Here is a 16,802-nt window from a genome sequence, read left to right as displayed (position 1 = left end):
CGCCCCCCTCACTTCCTTGACAGAGGTCCAGACCAATCCGGAAGGCTTGGAAGCGCTCTCACAAGTCCACCGAGCACGAGGGAGTCCCCATGCGAGCGACCCGCTGGAGCGCCGCCCTGGCCGCGGCGCTGGCGCTGGTCCTGCCCGGCACAGCCGAGGCGGCCATCCCGATCGGCCAGCCCGTCAGCGGCAACACCACCTACTACACGGACTCCGGCTACGGGGCCTGCGGGACCTGGCTCAACGCCTCGACCGAGCTGCTGGTCGCGGTCTCGGCGAGCTACTGGACCACCGCGAACCCGAACAACGACCCGCTGTGCAAGGGGATCTCGGTGGAGGTGACCCGCAACGGCAAGACGGTCAAGGTGCCGGTGCGCGACAAGTGCCCGAGCTGCGCGCCGGGGCACATCGACCTGAGCCTGCCCGCGTTCCGCCAGCTCGCCGACCCGAACCTGGGCAACGTCGGGGTGACCTGGAAGTTCGTCCGCTCCTGATCCGCCCCGGCGGGCGCGACGGACGGTCGCGCCCGCGCCGCCGCGTGTGATCGACAGCGCCCGACCTGCCCCTTTCGCCGGAGATCGACCATCCACTAGGTTAGCCTTACCTAACCGAAGGATGAGTTGTGATGCGCGGACGTCTCCGAGCTGCCCTGCTGACCTGCGTGGCGGGACTGCTCGCCGGTTGCGTCGCCGTCCCGCCGCCCGGCGCGGCCGAGGAACCCGCGCGGCCGGGCGCGCCCCGCACACCGCTGGCCCAGCTCACCGGCCTCGCCGATCCCAGGAGCCGCACCGGCCCCACGACCGCCGTCGTCGAGCAGGCCGACATCACCCCGGTCGCCACCGACCCGAAACCCGTCCTCCCGGCCACCGTCACCGACGACCAGGGCACCAGCACCACGGTCACTGACGCCTCCCGCATCCTCGCCCTCGACGTCTCCGGCACCCTCGCCGCCACCGTCTTCGGGCTCGGCCTCGGCCCGAACGTCGTCGGCCGCGACGTCTCCACCGGCTTCCCCGCCGCGAAGGACCTCCCGCTGGTCACCGTCAACGGCCACCAGCTCAACGCCGAGGCCGTCGTCAACCTGCGCCCCACCGTGATCCTCACCGACACCACGCTCGGCCCGTGGGACGCGATGCTCCAGCTGCGCGACATGGGCGTCCCGGTCGTCGTCGTGACCCACAAGCGCGGCATGGACACCAACGCCGCCATCGTCCACGCCGTCGCCGCCGCGCTCGGCGTCCCCGAGCAGGGGCAGGCGCTCGCCGACCGCATGGACCGCGAGATCGCCGCGACCACCGAGGCCATCTCCCGCCTCGCGCCCGCCGAACCCGACCGCAAGCTCCGCGTCGTCTTCCTCTACCTGCGCGGTCAGGCGGGCGTGTACTACCTGTTCGGCAAGGGTTCCGGCGCGGACTCGCTGATCACCGCGCTCGGCGCGGTCGACGTGGCCACCGAGGTCGGCATCGACGGGATGCGCCCGGTCAACCCCGAGGCGCTCACCAGGGCCAAGCCGGACGTGATCCTGATGATGACCAAGGGCCTCGAATCGGTCGGCGGCGCGGAGGGCGCGCTGGAGGTGCCCGGCATCGCGCAGACCCCGGCGGGGGAGCGCCGCAGGTTCGTGGACATGAGCGACCACCAGGTGCTCGGCTTCGGCCCGCTCACCGCCTCGGTCCTGGACGGCCTCGCCCGCGCCCTGTACGCGCCGGAGGGCTCGTGACCGCCACCGAGACCCGTTCCGCCGCAACGGGATCGCTGCCCGAACGACCGGGGAGGCTCCGCGTCCTGGCCCTGTTCACCGGCCTCGTCGCGACCTTCGTCGTCGTCACGCTCGTCTCCACCGGCACCGGCCAGCTCGGCGTCCCGGTCTCCGACGTGCTCGCCTCCCTCGCCCACCGCGTCGGGCTGGCGCCCGCGCCGCTGGACCGCTTCACCGACAGCGCGCTGTGGGCCATCCGCTTCCCGCGCGTGGTGATGACCGCGCTCGTCGGCGCGGTCCTCGGCGTCTGCGGCGCGCTCATGCAGGGCACCTTCGGCAACCCCCTCGCGGAACCGGGCGTCGTCGGCGTCTCCTCGGGCGCGGCGGTCGGCGCGTGCCTGTCCATCGTCTTCAACTGGACGTTCCTCGGCGCCTTCACCACCCCCGGCGTCGCCTTCATCGCCGGTCTGGCAACGACTTTCGCCGTCTACGCCCTGGCCCGCTCCGACGGCCGCACCGGCGTGGTGTCGATGATCCTCACCGGCGTGGCGGTCAACGCCGTCGCGGGCGCGGCCATCGCGCTGCTGGTGTTCCTCGGCGACCAGGCCGCGCGCGAGCAGATCGTGTTCTGGCAACTGGGTTCGCTCGCCGGGAGCCGCTGGCCGTACGTCGCGCTGGTCGCCCCGCTCGTCGTCGTCACCGCGATCGGCGCGCTCGCCGTCGCCCGCAAGCTCGACCTGCTCGCGCTCGGCGACCGGCAGGCCCGGCACGTCGGCGTCGACGTGGAACGCCTGCGGCTGCTGGTGATCTGCCTCGTCGCGGTCGGCGTGTCCGCCGCCGTGTCCTACACCGGGGTGATCGGGTTTGTCGGACTGGTGGTGCCGCACCTGGTGCGCATGGCGGTCGGGCCGGGCCACCGCGTGCTGGTGCCCGCGAGCCTGCTCGGCGGCGCGGTGCTGCTGTCCGCCGCCGACCTGCTCGCCCGCACCCTCGTCGCCCACGCCGACCTGCCCATCGGCATGGTCACCGCGCTGGTCGGCGGACCGTTCTTCTTCTGGCTGCTGCACCGGACCCGAGCGGTGGAAGGGGGATGGCTGTGAAGCCCCTCGACGTCGTGGAGCCCTTCGCCGCCCAACCGGGCCAGGTCGCCGCCCGCGCCCGCGAGGTCGTCGTGCTGGCGCGGGGAAACCGGCTCGTGGACGGCGTCAGCGTCGACCTGGTCGCCGGTGAGGTGCTCGTGCTGGTCGGGCCGAACGGCGCGGGCAAGTCCACCCTGCTCGCCGCGCTCGCCGGTGACCGCGAGGTCGACGGCGGTGTCGTGGAGATCGCCGGGCGCCCGGCCGCCGACTGGCCGCCCGCCGCGCTCGCCCGCACCCGCGCCGTGCTGCCGCAGCACAACCCGGTGGCGTTCCCGTTCCCGGTCCGCGCGGTCGTGGAGATGGGGCGCGCGCCCTGGCGCGGCACCGAGGCCGAGGACCACGACGAGGTCGAGGTCGCCGCCGCGCTGGCCGACACCGGGCTCGTGGAACTGGCGAACCGCCCGCACACCAGGCTCTCCGGAGGCGAGCAGGCCCGCACCGCGCTGGCCCGCGTGCTCGCCCAGGGCACCGGGGTCCTGCTGCTTGACGAGCCCACCGCCGCCCTGGACGTGCGCCACCAGGAGCAGGTGATGGCGCTGGCCCGAAGGCGCGCCGACGCGGGCGCCGCCGTCCTGGTCGTGCTGCACGACCTCGGGCTGGCCGCGGCGCACGCCGACCGGGTCGCGGTGCTCGCGGACGGTCGGCTGATCGAGGTCGGGCCGCCGGAACAGGTGTGCACGGCCGAATTGCTCACGCAGGTGTACCAGCACCCGGTCGAGGTGTTCCCGCACCCCCGAACCGGCAAGCCGGTCGTCCTGCCGGTACGCGGGGAAGGCGGAGTGTGATGTCCAGCAAGGACTTCGGCAGACGGTTGGCGGGGATCACCGCCGTGGCGGGCGCGGTCGCCTGCGCGGTGGCGGTGGGCGCGCCGGTGGCGCACGCGGCGGGCCGGGTCGAGCTGTCGACCTCCACCGCCGATCCCGACTACGCCACCACGATCGACCTGCGCGGCAGCGGGTTCCAGTCGGTGCCCAACGCGCACGGCGGCGTCTACGTGCTGTTCGGCTGGGTGTCCGACCCCGGCGGGAGCTGGCGGCCCAGCGCGGGCGGCCAGGTCGGGTCGACCTACCGGTACGTGCAGGACAGCGAGGCCAAGGACAACAACGGTTTCCAGCGCTTCGTGTCCTTCCCCGGCAGCGACACCGCCAGCAGCGCCAACGGCGGCACGGTGTCCGCCGACGGCTCGTGGAGCACCAGGCTGGTCGTGCCCGGCGCCCGCTTCCCGGCCGTCGACCGCGCGGGCAACACCACGCAGGTCGACTGCACCCTGGTCCAGTGCGGGATCATCACGATCGGCGCGCACGGCGTGGTGAACCCGAACAACGAGACGTTCACGCCGATCACCTTCGCCGCGCCGAACCAGCAGCCCGCGCCGAACACCCCGCAGCAGGCTCCCCCCGGCACGGCGCAGCAACCGGCCCCGCAGCAGCCCGAAGCGCAGAACACCCAGGCGCAGCAACCCGCCGCGGTGCTCGCGGCGGCGAGCGGCACCGCCGAGGTCGGGCAACCGGTCGAGGTGACCGGGTCCGGGTTCGCCGCCGACGAGCCGGTGCAGGTGCTGCTCCAGCCCGGCGCGCTGTTCCTGCCCGTCGCCACGGCCGACGCGGCGGGGGCGTTGACCTACTCGGCGGTCGTGCCGGAGGGGACTCAGGCCGGGCAGTACCGGCTGGAGTTCACCGGGACCAAGTCCCGCGCGCTGGGCGGCGTCGATCTCGCGGTCGCCGCAGCGACCCAGCAGGCCGCGACCGACACCGCCACGCAGCAGACGCCCGAGCAAGGCGACAACACCTGGTTGCTCGTGGGCGTGGGTGTTGCCGCGCTGGTCGTCGTCGTGGCCGGGATCGTGGTGCTGCGCAAGCGGCGCAGGGCGGAGGTCGGGCAGTGAGGCTCACCAGCGCGGTCCTCGCGGCCGGGGTGCTGCTCGTCGTGGCTCCCGGACCGGCGTTGGCGCAGGAGGAGAGCGCGGAGCCCCCGGTGACGACGACCACGGCTCCCTCCTCGGCCGCGCCGTCCACTTCGGACTCCACGCCGAGCTCCGCCGCGAACCCGACGTCCGAGGTGCGCAAGGCCCAGGAGAGCAGCGCCACCACCACGACGACGACCACCGCGCCCCAGACCTGCGAGCTGACCCCGACCACGGTCGGCAAGGGCGATCTGCTGTGGGGCTTCAAGAAGAGCTTCCGGCAGTACGTGGGCGTCGGCATCGGCGGCGCGACCGGCAACTCCATCACCGCCGCCGACGGCGCGACCATCACGGCGGTCGACGAGGTGGTCCGCGACGGCAAGCCCAACCCGACCGGCGTGCCCACCGGCGCCTACCGGTTCTCCTTCCAGAGCGCGGAGTTCCGCACCAAGAGCGACTTCACCGCGCACTACCGGGGCAAGGTCGAGTTCGCCTACCCGACGCACTTCTTCACCCTGGTGCTCAAGGACCCGTCGATCACGGTCAGCGGGACGACGGCGACGATGCAGGCCGACATCGCCCTGCGCGCCCAGCCCGGTGCGCCCGCGCAACCGGTCGACCTGCCGGACGTGGCGCTGGCGAAGCTGGACCTCGGCGGGGGAGCGCACACCGGGACGGCGGAAGCGCTGTCCTGGACCGGGGTCCCGGCCGCGCTGACCACCGCCGAGGCGTTCGCGGGCTTCTACCAGGCAGGCACGGCGCTGGACCCGGTCGACCTCGCGGTCGCCGCCGACTGCGCCAAGCTCCCCGAGGGGCCGCCCGCCGCGCCCCCGCCCGCCGCGCCGCCCGCGCAGTCAGGCGGTGGTGGCGGCGATCTCGTGCCCGAGGTCCGCCACCGGCCGACCCAGCAGCTCGCGAACACCGGCAGCGACGTGGAGAACGTGCTGTGGCTGGGGGTTTCGCTGCTGCTGGCCGGAACCGCGGTGCTGCTGGCGGCCTACCGACCCGCGCGCCGCTGACCCCGTCCGGCCCCGGCGCTCCCGACGCCGGGGCCGGGGTCACGCGTGCGCGGGCGCGTTCCCGCCCAGCAGCGCGATCAGCCCGAACGGCGCGTCGTCGCCCAGGCACAGGTCCACGGTCCCGTGCGCCTCGACGGCCTCCGCCGCGCTGCGTGCGAACATCGCCTCCTCGTGCAGCGCCAGTGCTTTCTCCACGTCACCGGGGTGCGCCGCGATCGCCCTGCCCAGCTCGGCCCCGTCGAGCATCGCCAGGTTCGCGCCCTCGCCGGACGGCGGCATCAGGTGCGCGGCGTCGCCGACGAGCGTCACGCCGGGGACGCGCTCCCAGCGGTGCCCGTCCGGCAGCGCGTGGATCACGCGCGCGACCGGCGCGGTGTCGCTGCCGGTGATCAGCGCGGTCAGCTCGGGCGCCCACCCGGCGAACTCGGCGGCGATCCGCGCGGTCGCCGCGCCCCTGTCCGCGAGGTCCAGGTCCTCGACCCACTCGGCGTCGCGCAGCAGTTGGGCGTAGGCGTGCAGGACTCCGCCCGCTTCGCGGTGCGCGACGATGCCCTTGCCGGGCGTGAGCGCGTACATCGCGCCGCCGCCCACCGCTCCCGCCGCCTCGGGGTGCCGCTCGTCGGCGTCGAGCAGGTACGTCTCCATCACGATCATGCCGGTGCGCTCCGGGGCCGCGTCCGACACCAGCGCGCGGACCTTCGACCACGCGCCGTCCGCGCCGACCAGCAGGTCGGCGTCGGTGGTGGTCCCGTCCGCGAAGGTCAGCTCGTGCCTGCCCCGGCCGAGCGGGGTGGCCCGGACGAGCTTCTTGCCCCACCGCACCGTTCCGGCGGGCAGCGAGTCGAGCAGGACGCGGCGCAGGTCGCCGCGCAGGACCTCGGGGCGCACGCCTGCGCCGTCGTCCGGTTCGTCGAGCAGCACCGCGCCGTTCGGGGCGAGCACCCGCGTGGCCTGGGCGCCCTCGTGGACGATCGCGCGGAACTCGGCGGTGAGGCCCGCCTCGGCCAGCGCCGGTTGTCCGTTGTGCTCGTGGATGTCGAGCTGTCCGCCCTGGGTGCGGGCCTGGGGTGAGGGATCGGCGTCGTAGACCTCGGCGGTGACGCCGTGGACGTGGAGGACTCGGGCGAGGGTGAGTCCGCCCAGGCCCGCGCCGACGATCGTGACCTGTGCTGCCATCGGGGGCTCCTTGCTCGACGGTGAATGGAACGGCGTTCCAGCGGTGAGTTTGGAACGTTGTTCCAGTCGTGTCAAGATGGTGCCCATGACGAGCGGGGCACAGCGGGGGAGGCGGCGCGCCGACGCGCTCTCGAAGGAGCGGATCGTCGAGGCCGCGATCGAGATCCTCGACGCGGAGGGCGAGAAGGCGCTGACCTTCCGCGCGCTCACCACCCGGCTCGCGACCGGCGCGGGGGCCATCTACTGGCACGTCGCGAACAAGGACGAACTGCTCGCCGTCGCCACCGACGACGTCATCGGGCGCGTCCTGGCCGGGGTGCGGGGCGGCGCGGAACCCGAGGAGGACGTCCGCGCGCTCGCGCTCGGGCTGTTCGACGCGATCGACGCGCACCCGTGGGTGGGGGCCCAGTTCGCCCGCGAGCCGTGGCAGCCCGCGCTGCTGGAGGTCTTCGAGGCCATCGGCGGGCTGGTCGACGCCCTGGGCGTGCCGGAGCGGGCGCAGTTCGACTGCGCGTCCGCGCTCGGCAACTACGTGCTCGGCGTCGCCGGGCAGAACGCCGCCAACGCCCGCCTCGCCCCGAAGGGGGTGGACCGGGCGGAGTTCCTGGAGTCCGTCGCCGAGCGGTGGCGGCGGCAGGACCCCGAGCGGCACCCGCACGCGCACCGGATGGCGGCGCACCTGGTCGAGCACGACGACCGGGCGCAGTTCCTCGCCGGGATCGACCTGATCCTGGCGGGCATCGCGACCATCCGGTAGCGGTGCCGCGCCATTCGGATCCGGGTCCGGCTAGGGCTTCGCCGCCTGGTCGGTCCCGGTCTCGGCGGCCTTGGATTCAGCGATCCTGGTCTCGGCGGTCTCGGGACCAGCGGGCTTGGTCTCGGCGGTCTCGGGCTCAGCGGGGGCAGCGGAGTCCGCAGGCTCGGCGCGGTCGATGGGCGCAGCCGGGTCGACGGCCGTGTCCGCCTTCGCCTTCTCAGCGCTGGCCGCGTCCGCCTTGCTCCCGCCCCGGTCCCGGTTCAGCGCCGCGTCCACGGCCGCCGCGATCCGGCGCTCCTCACCCGCCTTGCGCGCCCGTGCCCGCGCCCGCAGCCCGAACACCGCGCACAGCAGCAGGAGCAGCGAGATCACCGTCGCCCACGGGATCGCGAGCGCCCCGCCGGAGCCGACGACCGGCTCCAACGCCGTTCCGCCGGGTACCATGGCGACCAGCGTCACCGCCGCCGTGATCCGACCGGACGGCAGGACGCTCGCCACGGCCTCGCGGGTCGCGCTCTCACCGGGCAGCAGCTCGGGGAGCGCGGCTGCCTCGGCGTCTGCGCCCAACCACCCGAACGGCCCGTCGACGCGCACCGACTGGGTCGCGGTCAGCCGCGTGTTCCCGGTGTTGACGACGGTGTAGCTGATCTTCGCCGAGCCGGGGCCGACCGGGTTCGCCGAGCCCGCGTAGTCGACGGTCAGGTCGCGGACCTGAAGCGACGGCGCGAGCGCGCCGCCGACCCGGACGTGCATCCGCGAGCCGAGCCTGCGGTCCACGGTGATGCCGGAGGAGGCGTCGGCGACGCCCAGCGAGGTCACCACGCCACCGCTGTGGTCGCCGGGGGTCGCGGACGCCGGGACGGTCACCGTGAACGGGACCTGCGCGGTCTGCCCGGCCTGCACGGTCACCTCGCCCTCGGGGAAGGCGACCCACGTGCCCACGTGCTCGGACGGGGTGCCCGCGGGCAGCAGGTCGAGCTGCCCGGACGAGGTGGTGAAGGCGTCGGCGGCGTACACGCGGAACGTCAGCGCGCGCCGCTCGTGGTTGGTGACGAGCAGTTCGTCGGCGATGACCGCGCCGGGCGCGGCGGTGTAGCCGAAGTTCGGTCGCGCCTTGCCCAGCGCGTTGTCGGCGGGGCGCACGCCCCACGTCACGCTCGGGCTCTCCTGCGCGGCGGCGAGGGGCGCCGGGCCGAGCAGCAGCAGTGGTGGGATCAGGAGCGCGGCGAGCGTCCGGGCGGTCATGGTGTCCTCAGCGGTGGGGGAGGGGTGCGGGGCGGGCGCGAGGCCCGCCCCGGTGCGGTCAGCTCAGCGCGGTCAGCGTGAGCGTCGCAGAGTAGGAGCCCGCGCCGACGCTCAGCGGCGTCTTCAGCACGAGCTCCGCCCCCAGCCGGGCGGACCCGGAGGCGTGGCCGAGCGGGGCGCTGCCCAGCGTGGCCGGGGAGGACAGACCGGCCCCGGAGTCGAACCCCGGCGCCACCGCCGCGCCGGGGACCGCGCTGCCGCTGTTCTCGGTCACGGCCGGGGTCCAGCCGAGGTACTTGCCGTCGAACGAGGTCGTGCCCGCCGTGAAGTCGCTGACCTGCGCGGACACCGACCAGGCCGGGGCGTTCTCGCGGGTGTCGGTCACCCGGATCGGGTTGATCGAACCGGTCGCGAGGTAGTGGTCGCCGCGCTGCGTCGCGGTGCCGAGGTCGACCAGGCCGTTGCTGCCGTCGACGGTCCACACGAACTCGCCGGGTTCGGTCGGGGCCTGCGGCACGACGACCTTCAGGTCCTGGTCCTTGTCGGAGCCCGAGGGCGGGGTGGCCGCGGTGGTGTAGGCGACGTCGAAGGGCAGCGGCGCCTTGTAGTCCTGGTTGCCGCCGCAGCCGGTCGAGTAGAAGTGCGAGCGCACCGCCGAGGGCGCCTTGGTGACGAACTCGGTGGGCCACGAGCCCCACCAGCCGGTCGCGCCGCCCGCGTCCGAGCAGGTGCGGACCTGCGGCGTGCCCTCGGCCAGGTCGACGGTCACGCCCCGGTAGTCGGGGGTGACCCGGTAGCCGGTGCTGGTCAGGCCGTCCAGGGAGCCCGCGTCGAAGGTGATGACGGTGAGCCTGCCCAGCTCCTCCGGCGGGATCGGGTTGCCGCTCATGTCGTTGCCGCCGCCGACGCTGAACTCGGCGGTGACGCTGCCCGACCCGTCGGCGGCCACGGTCAGCACCGGGTCGCGGTAGATCTCGTTGGGGGCGTTGAACTGCGCCGGGTAGGCGTTGACGGTGTAGCTGCCGGTCCAGGACAGCGTGCCCGCGCCGGTGACCGGGTCGACGGTGCCCGTGCCGCCGGTGAACTTCACCGCGTTCGGGGTCTTCTGTGGGGAGGAGACGGGCATCGAGGTCGCGGGCAGCGGGTCGACCGCGTACTCGGTCTGCGAGCCGCCGGACACCGTGCCGGTGAGCTGGGTGGCGTTGCCGGTGAAGTCCTTGAGCGTCCACGGGCCGAAGATGCCCGCCTGGGCGTACCCGTTGAGGCCCCACACGAACGACGCGTCCTGGACGTTCTCGGCGGACTGCGCCTGCGCCGGTGCGGCCGCGAGCACGGACGCCGCGCAGAGCGCGCCGCACAGCCCGAGGACGCGCCACTGGCGACTGGGTCTGGTCATGGTTGAGCCTCTCCACCAAAAGGTTAGGCAAGGCTCACCTTATGGTGGAGTGATTGCCGAGGACAAGATCGCTGCCCCCGGACATGGCGAAGCCCACGGCGGGAGATCCACCGCGGGCTTCGCGTCACGGGGGTCAGCCGGTCTGGGCGGCGCGGGCGGCCGAGGTGAACGCGCGCATGAGCCCGTGGTCCTTGACCCCGCGCTCGGACTCGATGCCGCTGGAGACGTCGACCCCCCACGGCCGCGCCTCCGCGACGGCCGCCGCCACGTTGTCCACCCCGAGCCCGCCCGCGAGGAGCCAGCGCCCGTCGACCCGGTCGCGCAGCGCCGCCGCGTCCCACCGCTCGCCGGACCCGGCGACGGGGGAGTCGAGCAGCAGCAGCTCCTCGCCGAACGCGCCCACCCGCAGGTCGCTGTCCGGGGTGGGGGCGAACGCGCGGATCAACGGCACCCCGAGGTGCGCGAGGGCCTCGAACGCCTCTTTCGGGTAATCCCCGTGGAGCTGGACCGCGCCGACCCCGCTCGCGGTGGCCAGCCTCGCGACCTCGTCCACGGGCGTCTTGCGGAACACCCCGACGGACCGCACCCCGTCGGGCACGTCCGCGACCAACCGGGTGGCGGTGGCCAGGTCGACCTGCCGGGGGCTGGAGCTGAACACGAACCCGACCGCGTCGGCCCCCACCTCCACCGCGACGGCGACATCGGCCTCGGTGCGCAACCCGCAGAGCTTCACGAACATCCGGCCACGCTATCCCGGGCGAGCGGGCCGCCCGCCCGAACGGCCGTGCCATGCTTCGCGCCATGACCCCCGAGCTGTGCCTGGCGCAAGACCCCGACTCCGACCACCTGCTCGCCACCAACCCCCTGGCCCTGCTGCTCGGGATGCTGCTCGACCAGCAGATCCCGATGGAGAAGGCCTTCAAGGGCCCGAAGATCATCGCTGACCGCATGGGCGGGCTCAGCGTGCACCGGATCGCCGAGGCCGACCCCGAGGAGTTCGCCGGGATCGTCGCCGAGAAGCCCGCCGTCCACCGCTTCCCCGGCTCCATGGCCAAGCGGCTCCAGGTGCTCGCCCAGCACCTCGTCGAGCACTACGACGGTCAGCCGACGCTGATCTGGACCAGGGGTGAGCCCACTGGGGCGGAGGTGCGGAAGAGGTTGGAGGCGCTGCCGGGATTCGGGGCGCAGAAGGCCGCGATTTTCCTCGCGCTGCTCGGCAAGCAGTTCGGACTGGACGCGGAGGGGTGGCGGGAGGCCGCGGGCGCCTACGGCGAAGAGGGGTCGCGCCGCAGCGTCGCCGACGTGACCGACTCGGCCTCGTTGCTGGAGGTCCGCGAGTTCAAGAAGGCCGCCAAAGCCGCCGCCAAGTGAGGGGGCGCTTCCCTAATCCGGCCGTCGGGTGAGTTTTGGGGAACCTGGCGGTCCGCAGGCGCGTCACAGTGGAAGTCGTGAAGGGCTCTAGCTGCGGGAAGAGGGGAGTTCGCGGGTAGTCGGCGGCGATCAGGCGGTCGTCGCGGCCGGGACGCCGGTGCCGGGTGGCGTTCGCGGTATGCGCAGGGTACGAAGCGCCTCGGGGTGACGACTCCGGCTCTTTTGGTGTGCCCGGAATTTCCGGAAAACCCTTCCGACGGCTCGACCGCAGCGTGAAAAGCATTTCACCGAACGTTTTCGGCGCATAGCCGTCATTCGGTGCAGTGGAACTGACCGTAAGGGGTAGTTAGCGTTTCCCTGCCACCGGATACTCGTTGTACGGGAAAACTGCCAACACGGAAGTCGGGATGTTTCATGGTTAATCCGCTGTTACCTGCCGGGCACCCGCTCGGCGTCGTCCGGCGGGTCGTCGTGGGAGCCGCGCTCACCGCCGTCGGCATGGGCGCGGTGGTCGGGGTCGCCTCGGCCGAGCCCGCGACCTCCGAGTCCGCGCCCCTCGGCGGTGTCGCCGCGCGCTCCATGACCGATCAGGAGCTCCGGGACGAGCTGGGGCGCGTGTTCCGCAACGACCCGGTGCGCGCCAGGGAGATCACCAGGGAGATGGAAGCGCGCGGGCAGCACTTCCTGAGCGCCCCGTCCGACACCAAGGGGGTCGGGATCTCCGGCGGGGTGCCCATCGGGCCGCGCAGCTCGGTCACCGGCACCGCCGCCTACGACCGCTACAAGGAAGAGGGCTTCCTCAGCGGCGGGATTCGGGTGGGCAAGCCGCCGGGGCCGCAGTTCACCGACATCGGGCCCAAGCGCGACGGGTTCAACACCGACCTCAGCGACAGCCTCGACGTGCTGGGCGCCCAGTACCAGTCCAAGCTCAGCCTGAACATCTCGCCCGACGGCAAGGTGACGTTCAGCTACAAGGGCACCGCCTCCGTCACCACACCGGACGGGCGCAGTCGCGAGATCGGGGTGACTCTCGAGCGCCGCGCCGACGGGTCGTGGCACCTCAACACCCCGGACAGCGTCACCGAGAGCACCCCGGTGCCCGGCGGCGGCTCGGTGAGCACCGAGAAGTCCGCCGACCCGCTCTCGCCAGGCAAGAGCCCCGAGGTCAAGGCACCCGCGCCGCAGGCGCCCCCGAGCGCTCCCGCGCCCAAGACGCCGGACGGCGCGTCGGTGCCGGAGGTGCCGCGCACCGCGCCCAAGAACGACAAGGGGCGCTGGTCCGACCTCGGGTTCGGGCTGAGCTTCGACAAGACGTTCAAGCCCGCGCCCGAACCGCCCACCACGCGGCAGGAAGTGCCCGAGCTGCTGGAGAGGCTGCGCGAGGAGGGAGCGCGGAAGAACCAGTGGCGCGCCGAGAACCGGCCCGACCTGGCTCACCGGGAGGCGCTGGAGCACGCCCGCAACCGGGCCGCCGCAGCCGAGGCGGCCGAGCGGGACGCGCTGCCCGACCGCGACCACGACGGCGTCCCCGACGCCGAGGACAGCACGCCGAACCAGAACGACCGGGACCTGGCCAGCGCCGATCGTGGTGACGGGCCGGAGAGCGGGGCCGGGTACGGCAGCGACCGGGTGGTCAACCCGCCGCCCGCGCAGCCGCCCGCCGGGAGCGGTGGGGACTTCGACGGGGACGGGAAGCCGGACTCGCTCGACCCGACCTGGAACCAGGACGACAGCGACCCGACCAGCGCCGAGCGGGGGGACGGGCCGGAGACCAGCCCGCGCTCCCACGGCGGGTGGGACCTGTCCCGCCCGGACGAGCCCGGCGAGACCTGGGGGCTCGAAGGCGAGTGGCGCTCCGGCGGGTCTGACGGTGGCGGGGACTCCAGGGACGGGGCCGAGGGGAACGCGCCCGAGGGAGCCGGTGGCGCCGGGAACGGGTCCGGCGGTGCCGGGAACGGGTCCGAGGGGTCCGGCGGGGCCGATGGCCTCGGGGGTTCCGGTGACTCCGGGTCCGGCGCGGCCACCGGAACGGGTGGTCGTGGCTCTGATGGTGGGAGCGACTCCGGTGGCTCGGGTGGCCTCGGGGGCACGTCCGGTGGCGGGCTCGGCGGTCGGGACTCCGACGGGGACGGGCTGTCCGGCAGCGCCGACTCGACGCCGAACCAGAACGACACCGACCCGTCCAGCACCGACCGGGGCGACGGTCCCGAGGGCGGCTCGGGGTACAGCGGCTCCTCCGGGGACCGGGGGAGCGACTCCGGGTTCGGCGGTGGCGGTGACTCCGGGTCCTCCAACGGCTCGGACTCCGGTTCCGACAGCTCCGGTTCCGACAGCTCCGGTTCCGACAGCTCCGGTTCCGGCAGCTCCGGCTCCAACGGGTCGAGCTCCGGCGGGTCCGGTTCCTCGGGCGGGTCCTCGTCCGGTGGCGGGTCCTCGTCCAACGACTCGTCCGGCAGCGGCTCCTCCGGGAGCAGCTCGTCCGGCAGCGGTTCCTCGAACGGCTCCTCGTCGGGTGGTTCGAGCAGCGGTGGCTCCAGCGGTTCGGGTTCCGGCGGGTCCGGGTCGACCGGTTCCTCGGGCGACCCGTCCGACGCGGACGGTGACGGCCGGTCCGGCGACAACGACTCCACGCCGAACCAGAACGACAGCGACCCGTCCAGCACCGACCGGGGTGACGGCCCCGAGGGCGGCTCGGGCTACAGCGGCTCCACGGGTGGCGGCGCGATGTCCTAGAGCGCGCCCCTGAGCCGTGATCCCGCGACGCCGGACCACCCGGTCCGGTGTCGCGGGACCGCTCGCCGACCGGGAACGTGACCGGGCACACGGGACACGAACAGGTCACCTTCGCCACCGGTGTTCCCGAAACCCCTATCCGCCAGGCACGCTCGTCCCGTGGCTCCGTCGTCGCACCGCAAGCCGCCCGTGAGACGGGTGCTCTTCAGGGCCCTCGTCGTGGGTTCCCTGCTCATGTCCGTCGTGGTCGCGGCCGGCGCCGCGCACGGTTCGGGCAGCCCGCGCTACGTCGCGCTGGGCAGCTCCTTCGCCGCGGGGCCGGGCGTGCCCGACCTCAAACCCGGCGTCCCCGGCGCGTGCGGCCGGTCCACCCGCAACTACCCGACGCTCGCTGCCGCCGCGAAGGGCGCGACCCTGGTCGACGTCACCTGCGGCGGCGCCACCACGGCCAACGTGCTCAGCAAGGAGCAGGCAGGCCTGCCCCCGCAGATCCAGGCGGTCACCGCAGACGCCGACGTGGTCACGGTGACCATCGGCGGCAACGACGTCAACTACATGGGCAGCCTGATGGCGTACGGCTGCCAGAACAGCAAGGCCGCCAAGGACCGGACCAAGGCCTGCCCCACCGTGGACCGCGCCGCCATGCTGCGCGGCCTGGACACCCTGCACGAGCGGATCGGCGCCGTCTACGCCGAGATCCACCGCCGCGCGCCCGCCGCCCGCGTGTTCGCCCTGACCTACCAGGCCGTGCTCCCGCCCGAGGGCCCCTCGTGCGCCGGTCTGCCGCTCACCGACGACCAGCTCGCGTTCGAGCGCACCGTCGTCACCAGGCTGGAAGCGGCCACCAGGCGCGCCGCGCAGGCGCACGACGTGACCGTCGTCGACACCACGCCGATCACCCGCGACCACGGGGTCTGCTCCGCCGAACCGTGGATGGAGCCCTACGTCCCACCGCCCGGTCGCGTCGGGTACCACCCGAACGAAGCGGGCATGGCCGCGGTGGCCGAACTGGTGGCCGCGCACTCGTGGGAGCAAGAGCGGTCCTGACCCTCGCTCACCGGCTGCTCGGCTCTCCTGGAAAAGCGCGCGCCACATCGCCGCCTGGACGTGGCACCGTTCCAGGCGATGTGAACCGACCTCCGCGACCGCGCGGCGCAATCCGATTTCTGATTGCCCAGGTATTCGGATGTTCGGCAAATTTGATTATCCAGAGTATCCGGATAGCCGACATCATTCAGCTCTTCCGTGCGTGAGGGCTGCCCGGTGCGGAATCGCAAGTGGCGCTTACCCGCGAACGAGGCCGAATCGCGGGTGGTGCGGGAGACCCCGACCCCGCCGGTCACACCCGGAAAGGACGGGCGGAGCCGGGGTCCTGTGCACGACGGCCTGGAGCGGGCCGCCGCGCGCTTCGGGGTGGGACTCCCGCTAGTGCAGGACCTTCAGGCCCAGCACGCCGCCGACGATCAGGGCGACGCACAGCAACCGCAGGATCGAAGCGGGTTCCTGGAGTGCGACGATGCCGTAGACCACCGTGCCGACCGCGCCGATGCCGACCCACACCGCGTACCCGGTGCCCAGGGGGATGGTCCGCAGCGCGAACGCCAGTCCGCCCATGCTCACCAGCAGGGCCGCGCCGAACAGCAGGCTCGGGCCGAGTCGGGTGAACCCGCGTGACGCGCCCAGCGCTGCGGCCCACACCGTCTCGAAGATCCCTGAGAGCACAAGAACGACCCATGCCATGACGAACGCCTTCCGCAGTGTCCAGTGGTCCACTGCACCGTCTTGTCCTGACCGGGTACGGCGCGCTCGTCCGGAACGCCGTCAATGCGACGTTGGGACAGACAATAGCACCGCCCGGCGGCAAAGCGCGGGTGATCCGAGTCGCAGCTTTCGGGTGAATTCAGATCGTCGCTTTGTTGTCGCACTCTCCGGTAAACTGGTGGCAGGCCCGAACGCGGTGGTGCTCGCTGCTGTGGGTGCGCTCGTCGGTGCTGTTCCGGTTGTGGACTGGTGCCGAGATGAAAGCCTTGAGCCGTACTAGTGGCTTGTCACGCAGCCCTGGCCGGGTAATCGGTCCAGGTGCGGATGGGTGAGTCGGTGGCGAAGCCGGTCTTGGGTCGGGCTCGGGCGTTGCGCCAGCGGATGAACGAGGCGATGGCAGCGTTCTGTTCGGTGTGGCTGCGGTGGTCGGTGCCGTTGAGGGCGAAGTAGCGCAGGGCGGCGAACTCGGACTCGATCCAGTTCAACCAGCTGGAGTAGATCGGCAGGAACACCAGTTCGGTGTTGTTGTCGGCGGCCCAGGCGCGGACGTCGGGGTGCCGGTGCGGGGAGAAGTTGTCCATGACCAGGTAGAGCAGCTGGTCG

The 16,802-nt window shown here is 73.2% G+C and carries 16 protein-coding genes and 1 riboswitch; of the genes, 10 read left to right on the top strand and 6 right to left on the bottom strand.

Annotated features, from left to right (window positions below; translation table 11 throughout):
- The first annotated feature begins 89 nt into the window (after positions 1-89).
- The 6 genes from LV78_RS00080 (at position 90) to LV78_RS00055 (ending at position 5,760) form a co-directional block, all read left to right on the top strand.
- The gene (locus LV78_RS00080; RefSeq protein WP_253842442.1) at positions 90-494 is read left to right on the top strand and encodes a cysteine/serine endopeptidase inhibitor; all 405 of its coding nucleotides are present in this window, start codon (positions 90-92) and stop codon (positions 492-494) included.
- A gap of 131 nt (positions 495-625) precedes the next feature.
- Positions 626-1,720, top strand: coding sequence for a heme/hemin ABC transporter substrate-binding protein (locus LV78_RS00075; RefSeq protein ID WP_253842441.1), 1,095 nt, complete (start codon positions 626-628; stop codon positions 1,718-1,720).
- Positions 1,717-2,799, top strand: a complete 1,083-nt coding sequence (locus LV78_RS00070) for a FecCD family ABC transporter permease (protein ID WP_253842440.1) — start codon at positions 1,717-1,719, stop codon at positions 2,797-2,799. The genes LV78_RS00075 and LV78_RS00070 overlap by 4 nt, the downstream gene beginning before the upstream one ends.
- Positions 2,790-3,623 (top strand): heme ABC transporter ATP-binding protein, encoded by an 834-nt coding sequence (locus tag LV78_RS00065; protein WP_253842439.1) that lies wholly within the window; start codon positions 2,790-2,792, stop codon positions 3,621-3,623. Before LV78_RS00070 ends, LV78_RS00065 begins: the two co-directional genes overlap by 10 nt.
- Entirely contained in the window at positions 3,623-4,723 is a 1,101-nt protein-coding gene (locus LV78_RS00060; RefSeq protein WP_253842438.1) for a hypothetical protein, read from the top strand. Before LV78_RS00065 ends, LV78_RS00060 begins: the two co-directional genes overlap by 1 nt.
- Entirely contained in the window at positions 4,720-5,760 is a 1,041-nt protein-coding gene (locus LV78_RS00055; protein ID WP_253842437.1) for an HtaA domain-containing protein, read from the top strand. Before LV78_RS00060 ends, LV78_RS00055 begins: the two co-directional genes overlap by 4 nt.
- A 39-nt stretch (positions 5,761-5,799) precedes the next feature.
- Here LV78_RS00055 and LV78_RS00050 read toward each other — a convergent pair whose 3' ends face one another.
- The gene (locus tag LV78_RS00050; protein WP_253842436.1) at positions 5,800-6,936 is read right to left on the bottom strand and encodes an FAD-dependent oxidoreductase; all 1,137 of its coding nucleotides are present in this window, start codon (positions 6,934-6,936) and stop codon (positions 5,800-5,802) included.
- A 76-nt stretch (positions 6,937-7,012) separates the two neighbouring features.
- Here LV78_RS00050 and LV78_RS00045 point away from each other — a divergent pair, with 76 nt between their 5' ends.
- On the top strand, positions 7,013-7,693 hold the full coding sequence (locus tag LV78_RS00045) for a TetR/AcrR family transcriptional regulator (RefSeq protein WP_253842435.1): 681 nt from the start codon (positions 7,013-7,015) through the stop codon (positions 7,691-7,693).
- Positions 7,694-7,723: 30 nt separating this feature from the next.
- Here the strand turns inward: LV78_RS00045 and LV78_RS00040 are convergent, their stop codons facing one another.
- The 3 genes from LV78_RS00040 to LV78_RS00030 form a co-directional block, all read right to left on the bottom strand.
- Positions 7,724-8,938 (bottom strand): WxL protein peptidoglycan domain-containing protein, encoded by a 1,215-nt coding sequence (locus LV78_RS00040; RefSeq protein ID WP_253842434.1) that lies wholly within the window; start codon positions 8,936-8,938, stop codon positions 7,724-7,726.
- 58 nt (positions 8,939-8,996) lie between these two features.
- Entirely contained in the window at positions 8,997-10,334 is a 1,338-nt protein-coding gene (locus LV78_RS00035; RefSeq protein WP_253842433.1) for a hypothetical protein, read from the bottom strand.
- Between the two features lie 133 nt (positions 10,335-10,467).
- A complete protein-coding gene (locus LV78_RS00030) occupies positions 10,468-11,073 on the bottom strand; it encodes a phosphoribosylanthranilate isomerase (RefSeq protein ID WP_253842432.1) in 606 nt (201 codons plus the stop codon).
- A 62-nt stretch (positions 11,074-11,135) separates the two neighbouring features.
- On the opposite strand from LV78_RS00030, the gene LV78_RS00025 reads away from it, so the two are divergent.
- From LV78_RS00025 to LV78_RS00015, 3 genes are all read left to right on the top strand, one after another.
- Positions 11,136-11,705, top strand: coding sequence for an HhH-GPD-type base excision DNA repair protein (locus LV78_RS00025; RefSeq protein ID WP_253842431.1), 570 nt, complete (start codon positions 11,136-11,138; stop codon positions 11,703-11,705).
- A 414-nt stretch (positions 11,706-12,119) separates the two neighbouring features.
- Complete coding sequence (locus LV78_RS00020; RefSeq protein ID WP_253842430.1) at positions 12,120-14,438, top strand: hypothetical protein; 2,319 nt, start codon at positions 12,120-12,122, stop codon at positions 14,436-14,438.
- A gap of 198 nt (positions 14,439-14,636) precedes the next feature.
- Positions 14,637-15,485: an SGNH/GDSL hydrolase family protein gene (locus LV78_RS00015; protein ID WP_253842429.1), complete on the top strand. Its 849-nt coding sequence runs from the start codon at positions 14,637-14,639 to the stop codon at positions 15,483-15,485.
- A 378-nt stretch (positions 15,486-15,863) separates the two neighbouring features.
- Here LV78_RS00015 and LV78_RS00010 read toward each other — a convergent pair whose 3' ends face one another.
- Positions 15,864-16,178, bottom strand: coding sequence for a DMT family transporter (locus LV78_RS00010; protein WP_253842428.1), 315 nt, complete (start codon positions 16,176-16,178; stop codon positions 15,864-15,866).
- 31 nt (positions 16,179-16,209) lie between these two features.
- Positions 16,210-16,275: riboswitch (guanidine-III (ykkC-III) riboswitch) on the bottom strand.
- A 211-nt stretch (positions 16,276-16,486) separates the two neighbouring features.
- On the bottom strand, positions 16,487-16,802 hold a 316-nt coding region (locus tag LV78_RS00005; RefSeq protein WP_253842427.1), incomplete at its 5' end, for a transposase.

The sequence above is a fragment of the Actinosynnema pretiosum genome, assembly GCF_024171695.1.
Taxonomy (GTDB): domain Bacteria; phylum Actinomycetota; class Actinomycetes; order Mycobacteriales; family Pseudonocardiaceae; genus Actinosynnema; species Actinosynnema pretiosum.
Note: the sequence above shows the minus strand (reverse complement) of the source record. Positions and strands in the feature narration are given on the sequence as shown.